The organism is Amycolatopsis sp. AA4, assembly GCF_002796545.1.
Lineage (GTDB): Bacteria > Actinomycetota > Actinomycetes > Mycobacteriales > Pseudonocardiaceae > Amycolatopsis.
In genome coordinates this window covers 8,574,013-8,591,024 of record NZ_CP024894.1, presented here as the reverse complement: position 1 = coordinate 8,591,024, position 17,012 = coordinate 8,574,013, and the positions used below count along the sequence as shown (strand labels likewise).

Sequence of the window (17,012 nt, the reverse complement as noted above, 5' to 3'; positions counted from 1 at the left end):
CCAGGATAAAAGCACACCTGGTACCAGGGTCTCGCGCGGCGGAACGTAGTACTCATGACGACTACCACCACCGCCCCGGCAACGGCCACCGCCGCCGTCGGGACGCCGGAGAGGACGGGCCTCTCGTCCGCCGGCTTGATCACCGTGCTGCTGGGGGCGGCACTGCCGATCATCGACTTCTTCATCGTCAACGTCGCCCTGCCCACCATCGATGCCGACCTGCGCGCGTCCACCGCGACGCTCGAACTCGTCGTCGCGGGCTACGGCATCGCGTACGCGGTGCTGCTCGTGCTCGGCGGACGGCTCGGCGACACCTTCGGCCGCCGCAGGCTCTTCCTGCTCGGCCTGACGCTGTTCACCCTCACCTCGCTGGCCTGCGGCGTCGCCCCGGACGCCGCCACGCTGGTCATCGCCCGCGTCGCACAGGGCGCGGCTTCGGCGATGCTGCTGCCGCAGGTGCTGTCGATCATCCAGGCCGGGACCACGGGCGAACGCCGCTCGCGGGCGATCGGCCTCTACGGCGCGACCGGCGGCATCGCCACCGTCGTCGGGCAGCTGCTCGGCGGCGCGCTGGTCGCGGCCAACGTGTGGGACCTCAGCTGGCGGCCGATCTTCCTGGTCAACGTGCCGATCGGGATCTTCGGGCTGCTGCTCGCGCGCCGTGCGGTGCCGGACAGCCGGGCGAGCAACCCGCTCGGCGTCGACCGCTGGGGCACCGTGCTGCTGGCCGTTTCGCTGCTGTCACTGCTGATCCCGATCATGGAGGGCCGCGCGCTCGGCTGGCCGTGGTGGAGCATCGCGCTGCTGGTGGTCTTCCCGTTCGCGGCATACGGCTTCGCCCGCGTCGAACGGAAGCTCGAGGCCGCGGGCGGCACGCCGCTGCTGCCGCCCGCCCTGCTGCGCACCGCGAGCGTGCGGCACGGCCTGACCGTCGCGGTGCCGTTCTTCTGCACCTTCGGTTCGTTCATGTTCGTCTACGCGGTGACCCTGCAGAACGGCCTGCACCTCGGTCCGCTCGGGGCCGGGCTGGCGCTGACCCCGATGGCCGTCGCGTACTTCACGACCTCGCTGGTCAGCAGTCACCTCGTCGCCCGGTTCGGCCGCAAGGTCGTGCCGATCGGCGGGGTGGTCCTCGCCGTCGGGCTGATCGCGCTCGCCGGCACTGCGCTGGCGGACTGGCCGGACCTGTCGATCTGGCAGCTGGCCCCGGCCATGGTGCTGATCGGCGTCGGCAACGGCCTCGCGATGAGCACGCTGTTCCGGGTCGTGCTTTCGCGAGTGCCCGCCGACCTGGCCGGGGTCGGCGGCGGCGTGCTGACCACGACCCAGCAGACGTCGCTGGCGTTGGGCGTCGCGGTGCTGGGCAGCCTGTTCGCCAGCCTGAGCGGGCCGGGCGCGCTGGGATACCAGGGCGCGTTCGTGCTGGTCATCGGGATTCTGGCGGCGCTCGCGCTGCTGGTGAGCGGCCTGGCTCGCAAACTGCCCGATCCTCGCTGAGAATTCGACCGACGGAAAACCTCGCTCCCGCACGACGGTGGAGATGTGACGGAACCTCGGGTGCAGCCAGACCCGGCCTTCGCGCTGCTCGGCCTTTACGAAAAGGCCCTGCCGGAGGTCTATGGCTACCTGCTCGCGAGGTGCGGGGACCGCGTGCTGGCCGAGGAACTGACGTCGGAGACGTTCCTCGGCGCGGTCGCCGCTTGCCGCAAGGACCACGCGCCGCCGGTGAGCACGCCCTGGCTGATCGGGGTGGCCCGGCACAAACTGGCCGATCATTGGCGGCGCGCCGAACGGGAACAGCGCGGGCTGCGGCTCGTGCACGACGCCGAAGACGACGTCGAGGATCCCTGGGACGAGCAACTCGACGCCCTGCGCGCACGGCAGGTCCTCGAATCGCTGTCGGTCTCGCATCGGGCGGTGCTCACCTTGCGGTACGTCGACGGCCTGCCGGTGCGCGACGTCGCCGCGCACCTGGGCCGGACCATCCACGCGACGGAGGCGTTGCTGACGCGGGCCAAAACCGCGTTCCGCCGCAGCTACCGGGAGAAGGAGGGACGCGATGCCTGAACCGTTCGACGCGCTCGCCCTGCCCCCGACTCCGGCCGACCCCGATCCGGCCTTCGCCGAGCAGCTGCGGGACGACCTCCGCCGCCTGATCCTGAACGGAGCGGAGATGACCACCACCGAAACCACGCCCCAGCAGGTCGAAACGGGCGCGCTCACGCCGTATTTGGTCGTGACCGACGCCCGGGCCGCGCTCGACTTCTACGTCGAGGTCTTCGGCGCGCGCCGCCGGTCCGAGCCGATCGTGATGGACGACGGCCGGGTCGGGCACGCCGAACTGGACATCGGCGGCAGCGTGCTGATGCTCGCCGAGGAGTTCCCGGAAATGGGCAACGTCGTCGCTCCCGAAGGCGGCGCGATGGTGCGCGTCGAGGTGCCGGACCCCCGCGGCGCGGCGCGGCGGGCGGTGGAGCTGGGCGCGGAACTGCTGCGTCCGGTCGAGGACCGCGGCTACGGGCTGAGCGGCTCGATCAAGGACCCGTACGGCCAGCGTTGGCTGGTCGCACAGGCCGCGCCGCGCGCGAAGGCGCCCGCGGAGCGCACGTATCAGCACGGCGAGGCCGGGTACTTCACCTTCCAGGTGCCCGACGACGGCCGGGCCAAGGCGTTCTACGGCGCGGTGCTCGGCTGGCAGTTCAGCCAGGGCAGCCTGCCGACCGCGTGGCGCATCGAGGGCCACGGCCTGCCCGGCGGGCTGTGGGGCGGCTCGGAACTGCAGACCGGATGGAAGCTCATGTTCGCCGTCGACGACCTCGAGGCCGCGCTCGGCCGGGTGCGCGACCAGGGCGGCCGGGCGGGAGAGGTGGAGAACCAGCCGTACGGCCGAACGGCCGATTGTGCCGACGACCAGGGGATCGAGTTCTGGTTGTGGGAACAGCCACGTACGTGACCTCGGCCAAAACCCCGGCGGCAAACCGGCCGCCGGGGCGCACACTCGACAGATGGCCGCGCACTGGACGCCCCGCGACGAAGCCGAACTGACCGCCGGTTGGCAGCTGTGGCTCGCGCTGGGCTCGTGCGCCTGGCCGGGTCCGGACTGGGACGGCACGCCCGCCGAAGCCGTCCGCGGCCTCGAACGGTGCTTCGCCGCGTGCGACGAGATCCTCGCCGCGCACGACCAGCCGGATTCCGCGGTCGCCGGGCTGGTGCGCTCGATGCTGCTGGCCGCCAACTGGACGCTCGGACTGTGGCGCGACGACGCGGACCCGCTCGATTCCGAGCGGGCCGCGCTGCTGCACGCCGACCTGGCCGCGTTCTCCGATCACGCGGAGAGCGTGCGGACCCTGCTGGCCGCGGGCGGCGGGTGGGCCTCGCTTCCGCTGTGACCCGCCCGCCGTCCGTCTACAATGGACTTACCAGCTGGCGGGCCGTTTGCGCTCCGGCTCGTACGGCTGGGTGATGACCTCGATCCCGTTTCCGCCCGGGTCAAGGAAATACACGCCGCGGCCGCCGTGGTTGTGGTTGATCTCGCCGACCTGCCTGCCCATCGGATCGGCGTGATAGGCGACCCCGGTTTCCTTCAGCCGCAGGAAAAACGCGTCGAAGTCGTCCTCCGGGATGAGGAAACAGTAGTGCTGCAGCTTGCGATCGGCGTCCGGAACCGTGGCGAAGTCGAGCCGCACGCCGTTGCTGGTTTCGACCGGGAGGAACGGGCCCCATTCCTCGCCGATCTCGAAACCCAGCAGGTGCGCGAAGAATTCGGCGGATTCCCGGTTGTTCCGGGACGGGACCATCAGATGATTCAGTTCAAGAGAAACAGACACGAAGCAATGCCTCCAGAAGGCATCCCAGCACCTCCATGCCTCACCCAGCCGGTGACCGACACGCGATGCCGCCGGAAAGCATAGCTCAGCGGAAGCGGATCTCCAATCAGGAAACCGGAACCCGCCGCCGGGCCGCGCGCGGACGGCCGACGCCCTGCCACGACAGCCCCGCGTCGAGAATCATCCCCGGGTCGAGCAGATTGCGGGTGTCGACGACGTCGTCGCCTTCCATCGCGTCCGCGATCGCCACCCAGTCGAGATTGCGGAACTCGGCCCATTCGGTAAGCACCACAACGACATCCGCGTCCTTGGCGACCTGGTACGGATCGTCCACGACGGTCATCCCCGCGATGCCGCCGGAAACCGCCGGGTCGTACGCGGTGATCTCCGCGCCGAGCGCGCCCAGCACCGAAGACACTGCCAGCGCGGGAGAATCGCGCAAATCGTTCGTGCCCGCTTTGAACGCCAGGCCCAGCACACCGATCCGCGCGCCGGCCAGCGTTCCGCCGCAGGCGCCGGCGATCTTCGCCACGATGCGGTCGCGCTGGGCGATGTTCTCGTCGATCGCCGAGGTCAGCATGCGGAAGTCGTAATCCACCGATTCGGCGACCTTGACCAGCGCGCTGGTGTCCTTGGGCAGGCACGAACCGCCCCAGCCCGGGCCGGGTTTGAGGAAGGTGCGGCCGATCCGGCGGTCGTAGCCCATGCCTTCGGTGACCAGGTCGATGTCCGCGCCGAGCCGTTCGCACAGTTCGGCGATCGAGTTCACATAGGACAGTTTGAGCGCGAGGAAGCAGTTCGCCGCGTACTTGACCAGTTCCGCGCTCGCCGCGTCGGCGACCACGACCGGTGCGGCGAGATCGCCGTACAGCTGCCCGACCCACGCGGCCGCGGCGCGCGAATCCGAGCCGACCACGATCCGGTCCGGGTTCAGGAAGTCTTGCACCGCAGTGCCTTCGCGCAGGAACTCCGGGTTGGACACCACCGGAACGTCGGTGCGGCCGACCATCGCCTGGATCCGTTTCGCGGTGCCGACCGGCACCGTCGACTTCGTGATCAGCGCGCAGCCGGCCGGCAGCACGTCGCCGATCTCCTCGGTCACCGCCTCCACCGCGCGCAGATCCGCGGACCCGCCCGCGCCCATCGGCGTCGGCACGCAGAGGAACACGCCCTCCGCGCTCCGGACGGCTTCCCGCGCGCCGACCACGAACGACAGCCGCCCGTTCGCCAGTCCGCGGGTGACCAATTCGGCCAGTCCTGGTTCGAGGATGTCCACGCGCCCGGCCGACAGCCGGTGCACTTTCGCCACGTCCACGTCCACACAGGTGACGCGGTGCCCGAGGCTCGCGAGACAAGCCCCCGTGGTCAATCCGACGTATCCCGTCCCTACCACCACGATCCGAGCTGAGCTCATGACGCTGAAGGTGACAGCCGGAGTTGACCTCAGCGCTAACGGAAGCGGTCGCGGCCGAATACTCCTCGCGACGAGAAGCGGGTGAGGCGACACACTCCGGCAGCGGTGCGAACGAGCGTTAACCTGGGCGCGGAGGTGCACCGCGGCACCGGAGAGCAGGAGGAAGGCTGAAGATGCAGATCACCGACACCGCAGCGCTCGTCACGGGTGGCGCGTCCGGGCTCGGCGGCGCGACCGCCAAGGCGCTGGCCGCGAAAGGCGCGCGAGTGTTCGCCCTCGACCTCGCGCCTTCGATCGAGAAGGCCGAGCAGATCGACGGCGTCACCTACGTCGAGGCCGACGTGACCGACCCGGACCAGGTGCAGGCCGCCGTCGACACCGCGGCCGGCTCCGGCGTACCGCTGCGCACGGTGGTCAACTGCGCCGGCATCGGCCCGTCCGCGCGCATCCTGTCCAAGAAGGGCAGGCACGACCTCGGGCTGTACGCGAAGGTCATCCAGATCAACCTGATCGGCACCTTCAACGTGGTCACCATCGCCTCCGAGGCGATCGCGAAGACCGAGCCGCTGGCCGACGACGCGCGCGGCGTCATCATCAACACCGCGTCCGTCGCCGCGTTCGACGGCCAGATCGGGCAGGTGGCGTACGCGTCGTCCAAGGGCGGCGTGGTCGGGATGACCCTGCCCGCCGCGCGCGACCTCGCCTCGCACGGCATCCGCGTGCTGACGATCGCCCCCGGCATCGTCGACACCCCGATGCTCGCCACCGTCAGCGACGAATTCCGCGCCGGGCTCGCTGCCGGGGTGCCGTTCCCGAAGCGGCTGGCGCGGCCGGACGAGTACGCGCAGCTCGCCCTGTCGCTGATCGACCACGATTACCTGAACGGCGAGGTCGTCCGCATGGACGGCTCGCTGCGGATGGCCCCGCGCTGACCCGCTGACGAGCGGTGGTGCCGCCCCCTCGGCGGCACCGCCGCTCGTCCGGTCACTCCTTGCGCATCCGCACCTCGAGGCCGATCCCGTCCGGGGTCACCTCGCAGGTGCGGAACTTGCTCTCCGCGACCGTCGCGCTGAACTGCTCCGGCGTGTAGGCCCGCCGCCGCAGCCCGCGGAGCGTGCGAACGGTGGTGAACGCGGCCACCGGGCCGAGATCCATCCGCGCCACCTCGGCGTCCAGCTGCGCGTCCGTGGTGCTCTTGTTCAGGTCCTGCACCAGCGCGACGCCGCCCGGCCGCAGCACCCGGTGCATCTCGTCGAGCGCGTCCACCGGGTCGGCGAAGTTCTTGAACGCCGCCTGGCAGATCAGGAAGTCGAACGAGCCGTCCGCGAACGGCATCGCCGCCACGTCGCCGCGGCGGAAGTCCACCTCGACGCCCTGCTCCCGCGCGTACTCCTTGGCCAACTGGACGAACGTCCGGCTGACGTCCAGCCCGGTCACCGCGCACCGTCCGGTGCGGGCCAGCTCCACGGCGAAAAAGCCCGGACCCGGCGCGATCTCGAGCACGTCCGCGCCCTCGGCCAGCTCCGAGGCCAGCATTTCGGCGTTTTCGCGGTACTGCACCAGCTGCGGTTCGGTGCCCCGCCCCCGCGCGTACGCCCGGGCGACCGGTCCCTCCATCTCCGGCAGCAGCTTCCGGCGATGGCGTTTGACCTGGGTGTTCCCCATGTGTTTCTCCCTGTTCGGTTGAGACCGAACCAGTGCCGCGCGAGGGGTGCCCCGTATCCTGTCGACGCAGCCTGAGGACAGGGTTCCGCACTCGCGGTTTCCGGTTCGACGGTTCCCGGTCCCGGCGGCGGTGTGCCAGCACCTCCTCCGGGACCTCTTTATTCGCCCTCGTCCGGGACGAAGGCGGTCAGGTCGGGCAGCTCCCCGGTTTCCCGGTAGTGCCGCCATTCCTGGACCCCCGGGATCGCCCCGGAGGCCAGCTCCTCGCGCAGCCCGCGGACCCATTCGGCCTCCGCGCGCCACATCGCCACCTGGTATTCGCTCTCCACCAGGAACAGCCGGGACATCTCGGTCCGCATTTTCGCCAGCGACTCCTCGCGGTCGGCGATCATCTGCTCGAGTTCGCCGACTCGCTGTGCCAGCCGCCGGTCGACCGCGTCCGGCCCCAGGCTGAGCATCACGGACAGCCCGGTGTGGAACCGGGTCGGCTCCGGGTCGGGCTCGCCGAGCAGTTCGGCGATCCAGTCCTCCATTTCGGCCTGGCCGGCTTCGGTGATCCGATAGACGGTCCGCTCCGGCCGGGCCCCCTCCCGCACGCTTTCCACCGCCTCGACGAAGCCGTGCTTTTCGAGATTGCCGACCACGGTGTAGAACGAGCCCCACTTGATCTTCAGGTCGCCCTCTTTGCCGCGTTCCCGCAGGAGAGCGGCGGCTTCGTACGGGTGCATCGGGCGCTCGCACAACGTGGACAGCACGGCGAGGCCCAGCAAATTGGACACCTTGCGCCGTTTCACACCCGACCTCCTCGTCAGCGAGTACTCGCCGACGAGTATAGGCGAGAGCGCGTCGGGCGGCAACGAGCACCAGAAGGAGACTGGGCGGTCAGAGGTCCAGCATGTACGGGACCTCGTCCTGGGCCCGCCCGCTCATCCACTCCCGCAGGGCCTTGGTCGCCAGCACGTCGTCCTCGTTGTAGCGCAGCAGCCGCTCGCGCTGGTCGTCGTCCGGGACCTCGCCGTCCATGCCGACCGCGTCGCGATACCACCGCATCGAGGCCTCGCCGCCGGCTTCCGGATCCCGCCAGGCGAACCCGGCGACCGGCGCGATCACCTTCAGGCCCTTGCCCCGCGAGCACAGAAACTGATCCGTGACGCTGCGGAACAGATCCACCCATTCGTCAGAGTCCACAAAGGACTGCACGGTCCGCTTGTCCGGTATCCCGGGGTAGTCCCCGAACCGCTCGACGGACCCGAAAAGCCACCGGTTCTCCGCGAGCGCGTTGTAGCAGTACGCCCGGAAAGTCAGCCCGGCGGCGAGAGTCCGCTCCCGCACGTCGGTGAACCAGGTCCAGAACTCGGCGAACGACCGGGCCTCGTCCACCGTCGGCAATGGCTCCCAGGTCGCGAACGCCCGGTACCCCCGCGGCACGCCGATGTCCGCTCCGGACAGCAGCGTGCCCCACAGATAAGCCCCGGAATCGCCGAAACTCTCCATGTCCACGTCGACCTCGACGTCCGCGCGCGGCACCTCGACCTCCGGCGTGCGGCGCACCACCGTCAGGTCCGCCAGCCACGCCCTGGCCAGCATGATCGCGTCCGAGAACGTGCCGCCGGTCCAGTTCATCGGCGGCGGTTCGGCCGCCGGGTCCAGCGCGGCCAGCTTGTCCACAGTGGACACTCCGACGCGGCGCAGCTCGCCCGCGTCCTCGCCGCGCACCACCAGGCTCACGTCCCGCGTCTCGGTGAGCACGACCTCGCACGTCGTCCAGAAGGGACACCGGCGGCATTCGAGCACGCGGGAAGGCGCGGCCAGCGCCTCGGCTCCGGTGGCGGCCGCGGTCGCCACCGCGAGCCGGTCCGCGAAGCGCGCGTCGTATTCGTCCAGCGCGCTGCGACCGCCCGGCCACGTGCCCGCGGTGAGGTCGTGCCAGACGACGACATCGGCGTCGAGGCCGATCACCCCGCCGACCGCGCCTCCGCCGGCCGCCTTTCCGTACGTCTCCAGCATTCGCCGCAGATGCGCGAGCCGCAGCTGGTCCCGCGGCTGCGAGCGCACCTTGCGCAGCTCGTCCGGCGAACGGCGCGCCGGGTCCAGCTCCGTCATCGCGGTGGTGGGCGCGCCCTGCCCGCGATCGGTGATCCGGTGCCGGACCACCAGCACCGGCACGTAACCGTCGCCGACGCGCACGAGCAGGTCGATGCCGCCGCGCCGGTGCCCCGCCGGATCGGGAGGCAGCAACGCGCCCCAGATGTACTGCGTGGCATCGGCGAACGCCTGCTCGGTGAGCCGCACCCGCTCGCCCGCGGGCGCCGTGCGCGGCACTCGCGCCCAGGTGGCGTCCGGCCCCGAGGCCGCGACCAGCTGTTCGAGGATTTCCTCGCGGTGCGCGGTCGCGTCGTCGATCCGCTGCTGCGCGGTCGGATCCGGCGGCGGCAGCGGCACGTCGCGCATCGCCGGGTCGTGTTCCAGGTGCACCCGGCGGCGGCAACGACTCACTGCTCCCGCGTCGAGCAACACCTCGTCTCCCATAGCGATCACAATAGATCGTGGGTACGACATTCCCCGCGCGAGCCGACATGCCCGTCAGGTCGGGGACCAGTAAGTTCATCCGGAGAAGGCGTGGGAGGTAACGGCCATGGCGCGCAAGGCCAAGCAAGACAAGGCCAAGCAGGACGAGGGTGAAGCCCGGATCACCCCGAAGAAGGCGAAGAACGCGGTCGCGGTGGCCAAGGTGCTCGGACCGGCGGTGCTGCCGGTGCTCGCGCCGTACGCGGTCCGCGCGGCGGGCGCGGCGCGGGAGGCATACGACCGCTACCAGGCCCGCAAGCTGGGCGTGGCCGTCGATCAGCTCGGCGAGTACACCGGCCGCGGCGCGGCGCTGCACGCCCGGATCGCGGGTCTCGTGCAGGGGCTCGGCGAGCTGAAGAAGTCGGCGAAGGCGACCGAAGCGGACCAGAAGTTCGCGCTCGAAACGCAGTCGACGCTGGAGCAGCTGTCGGCCACGGTGCGCGCCGCCGAGCGCATGCCCGCGGCTCGGCGCAAGGCCGCGCACCGAGCGGTGACCGGCGAACTCGACCGGCTGGAAGAGCAGCTGCTGCACCGGTTGGGCATCTGAACAACGGCGAAGGGCCCCTTGAGCGAACTCAAGGGGCCCTTTCCGCTGCCGGGAAACGCTACTTGATGAAGCCCTTCTGCAGCATCCAGTCGTGCGCGACGGTGCCCGCGTCCTTGCCGTCGACGTCGACCTTCTTGCACAGCTCGACCATCTGCTTGTTGTCGAGCGCCGCCGCCACCGTCTCCAGCGGCCCGCGAATTTCCGGGTGCTGGTTCAGGAACTCCGTGCGCAGCGTCGCCGCCGCGTTGTACTGCGGGAACGCCTTCTTGTCGTCCTCGAGCACGCGCAGGTTCAGCCCGGAGATCCGGCCGTCGGTGGTGAACACCTCGCCGACCGGGCAGGTGCCGTTGGCCACCGCCGAGTAGATGGTGCCGATCCCGAAGTTCTCGATCTTCGGGTTCTTGAACCCGTACGCCTTGACCGCCGCCGGGAACCCGTCCTGGCGGCTGGTGAACTCCGTCTCCAGGCAGAACCGGTTCTGGTCCGGGTGCGCGGTGAGGAATTTCGCCAGGTCCGACGTGGACTTGAGGTTGTTCTTCGCCGCGTACGCCTCGGTGGTGGCGAAGGCGTACTGGTCGTTGAGCGGCGAGTAGTTCAGCCAGGTGACGCCGTACTTCTCCGCGTCGGCCTTCTTCGTGGCCTCGTACTGCGCCTTCTCCCCGCCCGGCACCGGCAGCTCGTTGCCCTGGTAGTTGATCCAGCCGGTGCCGGTGTACTCCCAGGTCACGTCGGTCTGCCCGTTGAGCAGCGCCTGCCGCGACGAGTTCGACCCCTTGATGTCGGTGAGGTCGATGACGTCCGCGCCCGCCGCGCTCAGCGCCATTTCGGCCATGTAGCCGAGGATGATGTTCTCGGTGAAGTCCTTCGACCCGACGACGACGCGCACGCCGTTCAGCGCCGGGATCGGCCGGATCGAGCCCGGTTCGATCTTGAACGGGATCGAGGTGTTGACGTCGAGCCCGCACGCCGAGAGCGTCCCGGCGAGCAGGGCCGCGCCGACCAGCGCGCCCGCTTTTTTCAGGACGTTCATCAGCGCAGTCCCTTCGGTCCGAAGTACTGCTCGGCGACCGCGCCCAGCCAGTCCACCAGCAGCGCCAGCGCGACGGCCAGCACCGAACCGGTGATCAGCACCTTCGTGAGGTTGAGCTTGTAGCCGGTGTCGATCAGCAGGCCGAACCCGCCGGCGTTGACGAACATGCCGAACGTCGCGGTGCCGACGGCCAGCACGAGCGACGTGCGCAGACCGGCGAGGATCAGCGGAACCGCGAGCGGGAATTCCACCCGCCACAGCACCTTCTGCGCGGACATCCCGATGCCGCGGCCCGCGTCGATGAGCGACGGGTCGACCTGCTGGATGCCGACCATCGTGTTGCGCAGCACCGGGAGCAGCGAATAGAACGCCAGCGGCAGCGCGGCGACCCAGAGCCCGCCGACCGCGCCGGTGAAGATGAACCACAGCACCAGCACGCCGAGCGCGGGCGCGGCCTGCCCGATGTTCGCGATCGCCAGGAAGACCGGCGCGAGCCACTTCGCCCACGGCCGGGTCACGATGATGCCGAGCGGCACCGCCACCAGCACCACGATCGCGGTGACCACGACGGTCATCGCCACGTGGTCGCGCAGCGCGGTGAGCAGCGACGTCGCGTTGAGCGTTTCCTTTTCGGTCGCGGTGAGCCCGCTGGCGAACACCCAGGCGAGCGTGGCCGCGACGATCAGCACGACCACGGCGGGCTGGGCGAACAGGCGGACGCGTTCCGCGCGGCGGGAGCCCGACTCGGTGCTGAATCCGGTATCGACGGCAGCGGTCATGCCGTGGCCCCGTCCTCGTCGACGTGGTCGTCGGCGTGCTCGTCGCGCAGCTGCTGGATGGTCGCGATGACGGTGTCCAGCTTGATCGTGCCCGCGTATTCGCCGCGCGCGCCGGTGACCGGCACCGAACCGCCTTCGGCGAGCATCGCCTCGAGCGCGTCCTGCAGCGTCGACTGGAGGCTCACGATGTCGCGCAGCGGTTTGCCCACCGAACCCAGCGACGTCGCGTTGGTCAGCTCGCGCACGTGCACCCAGCGGATCGGCCGCCGGCGGTGGTCGAGCACCAGCGCGAACGGCTTGCGCGATTTGCTCAGCTTCTCCCGCACGTCCGCGGGCGCTTCGTCGATCGTCGTGGTGAGCGCGTCCTGCTGGAGTTCGACGTCGCGCACGCGCAGCAGAGTCAGCTGCTTGAGCGAGGCGCCGGCGCCCACGAAACCGGCGACGGTGTCGTCCGCCGGGTTCGCCAGGATCGACTCCGGGGTGTCGTACTGCAGGATCTTCGACTGGTTGCCGAGCACCGCGATCCGGTCGCCGAGCTTGACCGCCTCGTCGAAATCGTGCGTGACGAAGACGATCGTCTTCTTCAGGTCGGTCTGCAGCCGCAGCAGTTCGTCCTGCAGGTTGCCGCGGGTGATCGGGTCGACCGCGCCGAACGGCTCGTCCATCAGCAGCACCGGCGGATCGGCGGCGAGCGCGCGGGCCACGCCGACGCGCTGCTGCTGCCCGCCGGAAAGCTGGCGCGGGTAGCGGTCGCGGAAATCGGCCGGGTCGAGCCCGACCAGGTCCATCATCTCCTCGACCCGCGCGGTCACCTTTTTCTTGTCCCAGCCGAGCAGGCCGGGCACGACGGCGATGTTCTGCGCCACGGTGAAGTGCGGGAACAGCCCGGCCTGCTGGATCGCGTAGCCGATCTGGCGGCGCAGGGTGTCCACGTCGAGCTTCAGCGCGTCTTGCCCGCCGATGGTGATCCGGCCGGACGTCGGCTCGATCAGCCGGTTGATCATCCGCATCGTGGTGGTCTTGCCGCAGCCGGACGGGCCGACGAACACCACGATCTTGCCCGCGGGCACGACCATCGAGAAGTCGTCGACCGCCGGGGCGCGGGTGCCGGAGTAGCGCTTGGTGACGTGGTCGAGTTCGATCTCGACGCCGGAGACGTTTTCTTCGGTCGCAGTGTGCTCAGCCACGGACACCCCTAGAAACGGTGAATCGCTTGATCAGGACATAGATGCCGTCGAGCACCAGCGCGAGGATGACCACGCCGACGGTGCCGGTGAGGGCCTGGTTGAGGGAGTTCGTGCTCCCGGCGTTGGTGAGGCCGGAGAAGACCTCCGCGCCGAGGCCGGGGCCCTTGGCGTACGCCGCGATCACCGCGATGCCCATCAGCATCTGCGTGGCGACCCGCATGCCGGTGAGGATCGCCGGCCAGGCCAGCCGCAGTTCGACCCGGGTGAGCACGGAGAGCCGGCTCATCCCGATGCCGCGGGCGGCGTCGGTGATCGCCGGGTCGACCGCGTCGAGACCGACGATCGTGTTGCGGACGATCGGCAGCAGGCCGTACAGCACGAGCGCGATCACCGCGGTCGTCGAGCCGAGCCCGGAAAGCGGGATCAGCAGACCCAGCAGGGCGAACGACGGGACGGTGAGGATCGTGCTGGCCAGCGCCGTGGCGACGGCGGAGCCGATGGGGCTGCGATAGACGGCGATGCCGATCAGCACGCCAAGGATCGCGGCGAGGATCGTGCACTGCACGACCATGCTGGTGTGCAGCCACGCCTGGAGCAGCAGCCTTCCCCACCGGTCCGAGATGTACTCGAAGAGGTTCATCCGTATTCGTTCTCCCGCCAGCTCGCGAGCCCCGGACGTCACCCGTTCGGAGTAGCCCATCAATCGGCAGAGTGACTACCCGGAACGGCTACGGTCGAAACCCCCACTTCTCGGTTGTGGTTACCCACCGTTTCGCATCCCCGGGGGGTCGGCAACCGAAGCACGAGCCTCCACCGAGGGGTTTTTACCGGATCGAGACCCACCTACCTGTGCGTTTTCCGCAGGTGCTCACCATTCGAGACGCTTCAGTCACCCAGCGGAGTGCCGTTAAGCTGCCCGAATGAGCACTCCGGCCCGGCATCGCGGCGCACTCGCCGCTGTCCGCGGCGGATTGCTCGCGCTGAGTTCGGCGTCACTCGCCGTCACCGCGCACGCGGTCGCCGACGGCGGGCTGCCCGATCCCGCGCTCACCCTGCTGCTGACCGGCCTGCTCGGCTGGACCGCCACGGCGCTCGCCGGGCGGGCCCGCGGACCGCTCGGGACGATCGCCGTCCTCGGCGGCGGGCAGCTCGTGATGCACCTGGTGCTGACGACGCTCGGCGGGCACGACCCCTCCGGTGCTTCCGCCGCGCCGGACGGCTGGGCGATGACCGCGGCGCACGCGGTCGCGACCCTGCTCACCGCGCTGGTGCTGGCGCGCGCGGACGCGATGCTGCTCGCGGTGCTGCACGTGGTGCGGATCATTCTTCCGCTGCTGATCCGGCCGTTGCCGGTTCCGGTAGCGGCGGCCGGGATCGCGCGGCCGCGGGCGGCTGGCGCGGTGCCGCTGCTGACCGTCGAACTTCGCCGCGTCCGGGGACGGCGCGGACCTCCCGCACTCTCCTGAACCCCCGAATCTTCTTTTCCCTTTCCGGCGCAGGCGTTGTCCTCCGCCGGCCCTTCCCTGTTCAGGAGAACTTGTGTCCCACCATATCTTCCGTCGCGCCGGCGTGCTCGCCGCGACCGTCGCCGCCACCGGCCTGCTCGGCGCGGGCATCGCGTCCGCGCACGTGTCCGCCAACGTCTACGGCGACAAGCCGGCCAAGGGCGGTTACGGCACGATCTTCTTCCGCGTCCCGAACGAGGACGCGAACCTCGGCACGATCAAGGTCGAGATCGACGTCAAGCCGGACTACGGCATCGGCAACATCCGCACCAAGCCGATCCCCGGCTGGACCGCCGAGGTCACCAAGTCGAAGCTGCCGCAGCCGGTGACCACCGCGTCCGGCACGAAGATCACCGAGGCGGTCACCAAGGTCGTCTGGACCGCGCAGCCGGGCACGAAGATCGGCTCGACCGAATTCCAGGAGTTCGAGATCAGCGGCGGTCCGCTGCCGTCCAATGTGGACCAGCTGGAGTTCCCGGCGATCCAGACGTACGAGGGTGGCAAAGTGGTGGACTGGAACCAGCCCACCCCGCCCAGCGGCGAGGAGCCGGAGCACCCGGCCCCGACCGTCAAGCTCGCGGCCGCCGAATCCTCGGAGCACGGCGGCCACACGCAGACCACGGCTGCCGGAGAGAACGCCGAAGCCGCGTCGTCGTCGTCGGACAACACGGCACGCTGGCTCGGCGGGGCCGGTCTCGTGGTCGGCGCGCTCGGGCTCGGCGTCGGCGCGGGCGCGGTGCTGCGTTCCCGCCGTCCGGCAGCAGGAAAGACCGAAGGAACCAAGTAATGCGTAAGGCGCTACTCGCGCTGGCGATCTCCGGGGTGGCCCTGCTCGGCACGGCCACCCCGGCGCTGGCGCACAACGTGCTGATCAACTCCGATCCGGCCAGCGGCGCGTCGGTCGCCAAGGGCCCGGCGAAGGTCACGCTCACGTTCGACCAGTACGTGCAGAACGCCGACGTCAACCAGATCGCGGTGACCGGACCGGACGGCAGCCAGTGGGCCGAGGGTCCGGTGACGGTGGAGAACAACGTGCTCAGCGCGCCGCTGCGGCCGCTCGGCCCGGCGGGCAAGTACACCGTCGGCTACCGGGTCCTCTCCGCCGACGGGCACCCGGTGTCCGGCGAGATCCCGTTCACCCTCACCACCGCGGGCACCGGCACGCCGGCCAAGGGCGACGCGGCCAAGGCGGCCGGTGCGCCGGCCCAGTCCGCTCCGGCGGAGGGCTCGTCGTCGAGCGGCGTGCCGATCTGGGTGTGGATCGCCGGTGCGGTGGTGCTGCTCGCGATCGGCCTCACCGTCGCGCTGCGCACCGGACGCGACCCCGGATCGGACAAGGCGGACCAGTGACGCGAGCCGAGACCACCTCCGCCGTCCGCTGGGCCACGCTCGCCTGCGTGGTCGTCGCGGGACTGCTGGGCGCGCTGATCGGCATCGCGCTCACCGCGTCCTCGCCCATTCCGGGCGTGGTGGAACCCAGCGAGGTGGTCTCGGCGGCCATCCCGATCGTGCGCGTGCTGCTGGATCTGTCGGCGGTCGCGACGATCGGGCTGGCCCTGCTGTCCGTGCTGGTCGGCTACGACCGGCCGAAGCTCACCGAACCGGTCCTGCGCCGGGCCCGTCCCGCCGCGGTCGCCGCCGCGCTGATCTGGGCGGCGACCGCGGTGGTCGCGCTGATCCTGCAGACCGCGGAGTACAAACCGGGCAAGCGGATGCTGACCGGAGGCGACATCGGCAGCTACATCGCCGAGGTCGGCGCGGGCAAGGCGCTGGTCATCGTGGCGGTGCTCGCGCTGCTGCACGCCGCGCTCGGGTTCGTCGCGCTGCGCAAGGGCGAGAAGGTGCCCGCCGAGGTGCGGGTGGGCCTTGGCATGTTCGCGCTGCTGCCGCTGCCGGTCACCGGCCACGCGTCGAACTGGGCCTATCACGACTACACGATGATCTCGATGGAACTGCACGTGATGAGCGCGGTCGCCTGGTGCGGCGGCCTCGGCGCGATGATCGTGCTGCTCGCGGCCAACCGGACGCTGCTCGCGCACGCGCTGCCGCGCTTCTCGAAACTGGCGACGCTGTGCCTGATCCTGTCCGCGGTGACCGGGCTGTTCAACGGCGTCGTGGAAATCCTGGCCAACCCGACGATCAGCTTCTGGGCGGGCGTGTTCACCACGCCGTACGGCCAGCTGATGGTGCTCAAGGTGCTGTGCACCGGCGCGATCGCGCTGCTGGCCGCCAACTTGCGGTGGCGGCTGATGCCGCGCATCGTGCGACACCAGCGGACGGCGCTCGCTTCCTGGGCCACGCTGGAACTGACCGTGATGGGACTCGCCTTCGGCTTCGCCGTGGTGCTCACCCGGGCCCCGGTCGCGGTGTCCTGACCGGCCGAAGTCACCGCGGGTAGCCGCAACTTGCACATTGGGACTAGCAGTACGCTGATCGGGGCGATCTGCCGGACCGAATTATCGCTGCGCAGCGATACCTCGTCAGCCATCG

General features: G+C 70.2%; 19 protein-coding genes. 10 read left to right on the top strand and 9 right to left on the bottom strand.

Annotated elements, in window-relative coordinates; translation table 11 throughout:
- Window positions 1-54 precede the first annotated feature (54 nt).
- The 4 genes from CU254_RS39830 to CU254_RS39815 are packed head-to-tail and all read left to right on the top strand — an operon-like array spanning window position 55 to window position 3,389.
- Window positions 55-1,497 (top strand): MFS transporter, encoded by a 1,443-nt coding sequence (locus tag CU254_RS39830; RefSeq protein ID WP_009085697.1) that lies wholly within the window; start codon window positions 55-57, stop codon window positions 1,495-1,497.
- Window positions 1,498-1,542: 45 nt separating this feature from the next.
- Window positions 1,543-2,067 (top strand): RNA polymerase sigma factor, encoded by a 525-nt coding sequence (locus CU254_RS39825; RefSeq protein ID WP_009085696.1) that lies wholly within the window; start codon window positions 1,543-1,545, stop codon window positions 2,065-2,067.
- The gene (locus CU254_RS39820; protein ID WP_009085693.1) at window positions 2,060-2,953 is read left to right on the top strand and encodes a VOC family protein; all 894 of its coding nucleotides are present in this window, start codon (window positions 2,060-2,062) and stop codon (window positions 2,951-2,953) included. The genes CU254_RS39825 and CU254_RS39820 overlap by 8 nt, the downstream gene beginning before the upstream one ends.
- A gap of 52 nt (window positions 2,954-3,005) precedes the next feature.
- Entirely contained in the window at window positions 3,006-3,389 is a 384-nt protein-coding gene (locus CU254_RS39815; protein ID WP_037718944.1) for a hypothetical protein, read from the top strand.
- A 27-nt stretch (window positions 3,390-3,416) separates the two neighbouring features.
- Here the strand turns inward: CU254_RS39815 and CU254_RS39810 are convergent, their stop codons facing one another.
- The gene (locus CU254_RS39810) at window positions 3,417-3,797 is read right to left on the bottom strand and encodes a VOC family protein (protein WP_199786437.1); all 381 of its coding nucleotides are present in this window, start codon (window positions 3,795-3,797) and stop codon (window positions 3,417-3,419) included.
- Between the two features lie 136 nt (window positions 3,798-3,933).
- Window positions 3,934-5,241, bottom strand: coding sequence for a UDP-glucose/GDP-mannose dehydrogenase family protein (locus CU254_RS39805; RefSeq protein WP_009085688.1), 1,308 nt, complete (start codon window positions 5,239-5,241; stop codon window positions 3,934-3,936).
- A gap of 173 nt (window positions 5,242-5,414) precedes the next feature.
- Between CU254_RS39805 and CU254_RS39800 the strand changes: the two genes are divergently transcribed.
- On the top strand, window positions 5,415-6,173 hold the full coding sequence (locus CU254_RS39800; protein WP_037718939.1) for an SDR family NAD(P)-dependent oxidoreductase: 759 nt from the start codon (window positions 5,415-5,417) through the stop codon (window positions 6,171-6,173).
- 52 nt (window positions 6,174-6,225) lie between these two features.
- On the opposite strand, the gene CU254_RS39795 is transcribed toward CU254_RS39800, so the two are convergent.
- From CU254_RS39795 to CU254_RS39785, 3 genes are all read right to left on the bottom strand, one after another.
- Window positions 6,226-6,906, bottom strand: a complete 681-nt coding sequence (locus CU254_RS39795; protein ID WP_009085684.1) for a class I SAM-dependent methyltransferase — start codon at window positions 6,904-6,906, stop codon at window positions 6,226-6,228.
- Window positions 6,907-7,064: 158 nt separating this feature from the next.
- Entirely contained in the window at window positions 7,065-7,700 is a 636-nt protein-coding gene (locus tag CU254_RS39790; protein WP_037718936.1) for a PadR family transcriptional regulator, read from the bottom strand.
- Window positions 7,701-7,788: 88 nt separating this feature from the next.
- Window positions 7,789-9,435, bottom strand: a complete 1,647-nt coding sequence (locus CU254_RS39785) for a TM0106 family RecB-like putative nuclease (RefSeq protein WP_037718933.1) — start codon at window positions 9,433-9,435, stop codon at window positions 7,789-7,791.
- 106 nt (window positions 9,436-9,541) lie between these two features.
- Here CU254_RS39785 and CU254_RS39780 point away from each other — a divergent pair, with 106 nt between their 5' ends.
- Window positions 9,542-10,021: a DUF6474 family protein gene (locus CU254_RS39780; protein WP_009085679.1), complete on the top strand. Its 480-nt coding sequence runs from the start codon at window positions 9,542-9,544 to the stop codon at window positions 10,019-10,021.
- A 58-nt stretch (window positions 10,022-10,079) separates the two neighbouring features.
- On the opposite strand, the gene CU254_RS39775 is transcribed toward CU254_RS39780, so the two are convergent.
- The 4 genes from CU254_RS39775 to CU254_RS39760 are packed head-to-tail and all read right to left on the bottom strand — an operon-like array spanning window position 10,080 to window position 13,657.
- Window positions 10,080-11,051 carry a glycine betaine ABC transporter substrate-binding protein gene (locus CU254_RS39775; RefSeq protein ID WP_050788527.1) on the bottom strand — a complete coding sequence of 324 codons (972 nt, stop codon included), beginning with the start codon at window positions 11,049-11,051 and terminating at the stop codon, window positions 10,080-10,082.
- Window positions 11,051-11,830: an ABC transporter permease gene (locus tag CU254_RS39770; protein WP_009085675.1), complete on the bottom strand. Its 780-nt coding sequence runs from the start codon at window positions 11,828-11,830 to the stop codon at window positions 11,051-11,053. Before CU254_RS39770 ends, CU254_RS39775 begins: the two co-directional genes overlap by 1 nt.
- Window positions 11,827-13,023 (bottom strand): ABC transporter ATP-binding protein, encoded by a 1,197-nt coding sequence (locus CU254_RS39765; protein ID WP_050788526.1) that lies wholly within the window; start codon window positions 13,021-13,023, stop codon window positions 11,827-11,829. Before CU254_RS39765 ends, CU254_RS39770 begins: the two co-directional genes overlap by 4 nt.
- On the bottom strand, window positions 13,010-13,657 hold the full coding sequence (locus CU254_RS39760; protein ID WP_009085672.1) for an ABC transporter permease: 648 nt from the start codon (window positions 13,655-13,657) through the stop codon (window positions 13,010-13,012). Before CU254_RS39760 ends, CU254_RS39765 begins: the two co-directional genes overlap by 14 nt.
- 280 nt (window positions 13,658-13,937) lie before the next feature.
- Between CU254_RS39760 and CU254_RS39755 the strand changes: the two genes are divergently transcribed.
- From CU254_RS39755 to CU254_RS39740, 4 genes are all read left to right on the top strand, one after another.
- Window positions 13,938-14,483, top strand: a complete 546-nt coding sequence (locus CU254_RS39755; RefSeq protein WP_009085671.1) for a hypothetical protein — start codon at window positions 13,938-13,940, stop codon at window positions 14,481-14,483.
- 73 nt (window positions 14,484-14,556) lie between these two features.
- Window positions 14,557-15,309 carry a YcnI family protein gene (locus CU254_RS39750; RefSeq protein ID WP_009085669.1) on the top strand — a complete coding sequence of 251 codons (753 nt, stop codon included), beginning with the start codon at window positions 14,557-14,559 and terminating at the stop codon, window positions 15,307-15,309.
- The gene (locus tag CU254_RS39745; RefSeq protein ID WP_009085667.1) at window positions 15,309-15,872 is read left to right on the top strand and encodes a copper resistance CopC family protein; all 564 of its coding nucleotides are present in this window, start codon (window positions 15,309-15,311) and stop codon (window positions 15,870-15,872) included. Before CU254_RS39750 ends, CU254_RS39745 begins: the two co-directional genes overlap by 1 nt.
- Complete coding sequence (locus CU254_RS39740) at window positions 15,869-16,897, top strand: copper resistance D family protein (RefSeq protein WP_009085666.1); 1,029 nt, start codon at window positions 15,869-15,871, stop codon at window positions 16,895-16,897. Before CU254_RS39745 ends, CU254_RS39740 begins: the two co-directional genes overlap by 4 nt.
- Window positions 16,898-17,012: the final 115 nt, after the last annotated feature.

What these genes read in the sequence shown, in the direction of transcription:
- CU254_RS39805 (WP_009085688.1), bottom strand. Translation starts at nt 5,241, where the DNA reads ATGAGCTCAGCTCGGATCGTGGTGGTAGGGACGGGATACGTCGGATTG.
- CU254_RS39745 (WP_009085667.1), top strand. Translation starts at nt 15,309, where the DNA reads ATGCGTAAGGCGCTACTCGCGCTGGCGATCTCCGGGGTGGCCCTGCTC.
- CU254_RS39780 (WP_009085679.1), top strand. Translation starts at nt 9,542, where the DNA reads ATGGCGCGCAAGGCCAAGCAAGACAAGGCCAAGCAGGACGAGGGTGAA.
- CU254_RS39770 (WP_009085675.1), bottom strand. Translation starts at nt 11,830, where the DNA reads ATGACCGCTGCCGTCGATACCGGATTCAGCACCGAGTCGGGCTCCCGC.
- CU254_RS39815 (WP_037718944.1), top strand. Translation starts at nt 3,006, where the DNA reads ATGGCCGCGCACTGGACGCCCCGCGACGAAGCCGAACTGACCGCCGGT.
- CU254_RS39795 (WP_009085684.1), bottom strand. Translation starts at nt 6,906, where the DNA reads ATGGGGAACACCCAGGTCAAACGCCATCGCCGGAAGCTGCTGCCGGAG.
- CU254_RS39785 (WP_037718933.1), bottom strand. Translation starts at nt 9,435, where the DNA reads ATGGGAGACGAGGTGTTGCTCGACGCGGGAGCAGTGAGTCGTTGCCGC.
- CU254_RS39810 (WP_199786437.1), bottom strand. Translation starts at nt 3,797, where the DNA reads ATGGTCCCGTCCCGGAACAACCGGGAATCCGCCGAATTCTTCGCGCAC.
- CU254_RS39800 (WP_037718939.1), top strand. Translation starts at nt 5,415, where the DNA reads ATGCAGATCACCGACACCGCAGCGCTCGTCACGGGTGGCGCGTCCGGG.
- CU254_RS39775 (WP_050788527.1), bottom strand. Translation starts at nt 11,051, where the DNA reads ATGAACGTCCTGAAAAAAGCGGGCGCGCTGGTCGGCGCGGCCCTGCTC.
- CU254_RS39820 (WP_009085693.1), top strand. Translation starts at nt 2,060, where the DNA reads ATGCCTGAACCGTTCGACGCGCTCGCCCTGCCCCCGACTCCGGCCGAC.
- CU254_RS39755 (WP_009085671.1), top strand. Translation starts at nt 13,938, where the DNA reads ATGAGCACTCCGGCCCGGCATCGCGGCGCACTCGCCGCTGTCCGCGGC.
- CU254_RS39830 (WP_009085697.1), top strand. Translation starts at nt 55, where the DNA reads ATGACGACTACCACCACCGCCCCGGCAACGGCCACCGCCGCCGTCGGG.
- CU254_RS39760 (WP_009085672.1), bottom strand. Translation starts at nt 13,657, where the DNA reads ATGAACCTCTTCGAGTACATCTCGGACCGGTGGGGAAGGCTGCTGCTC.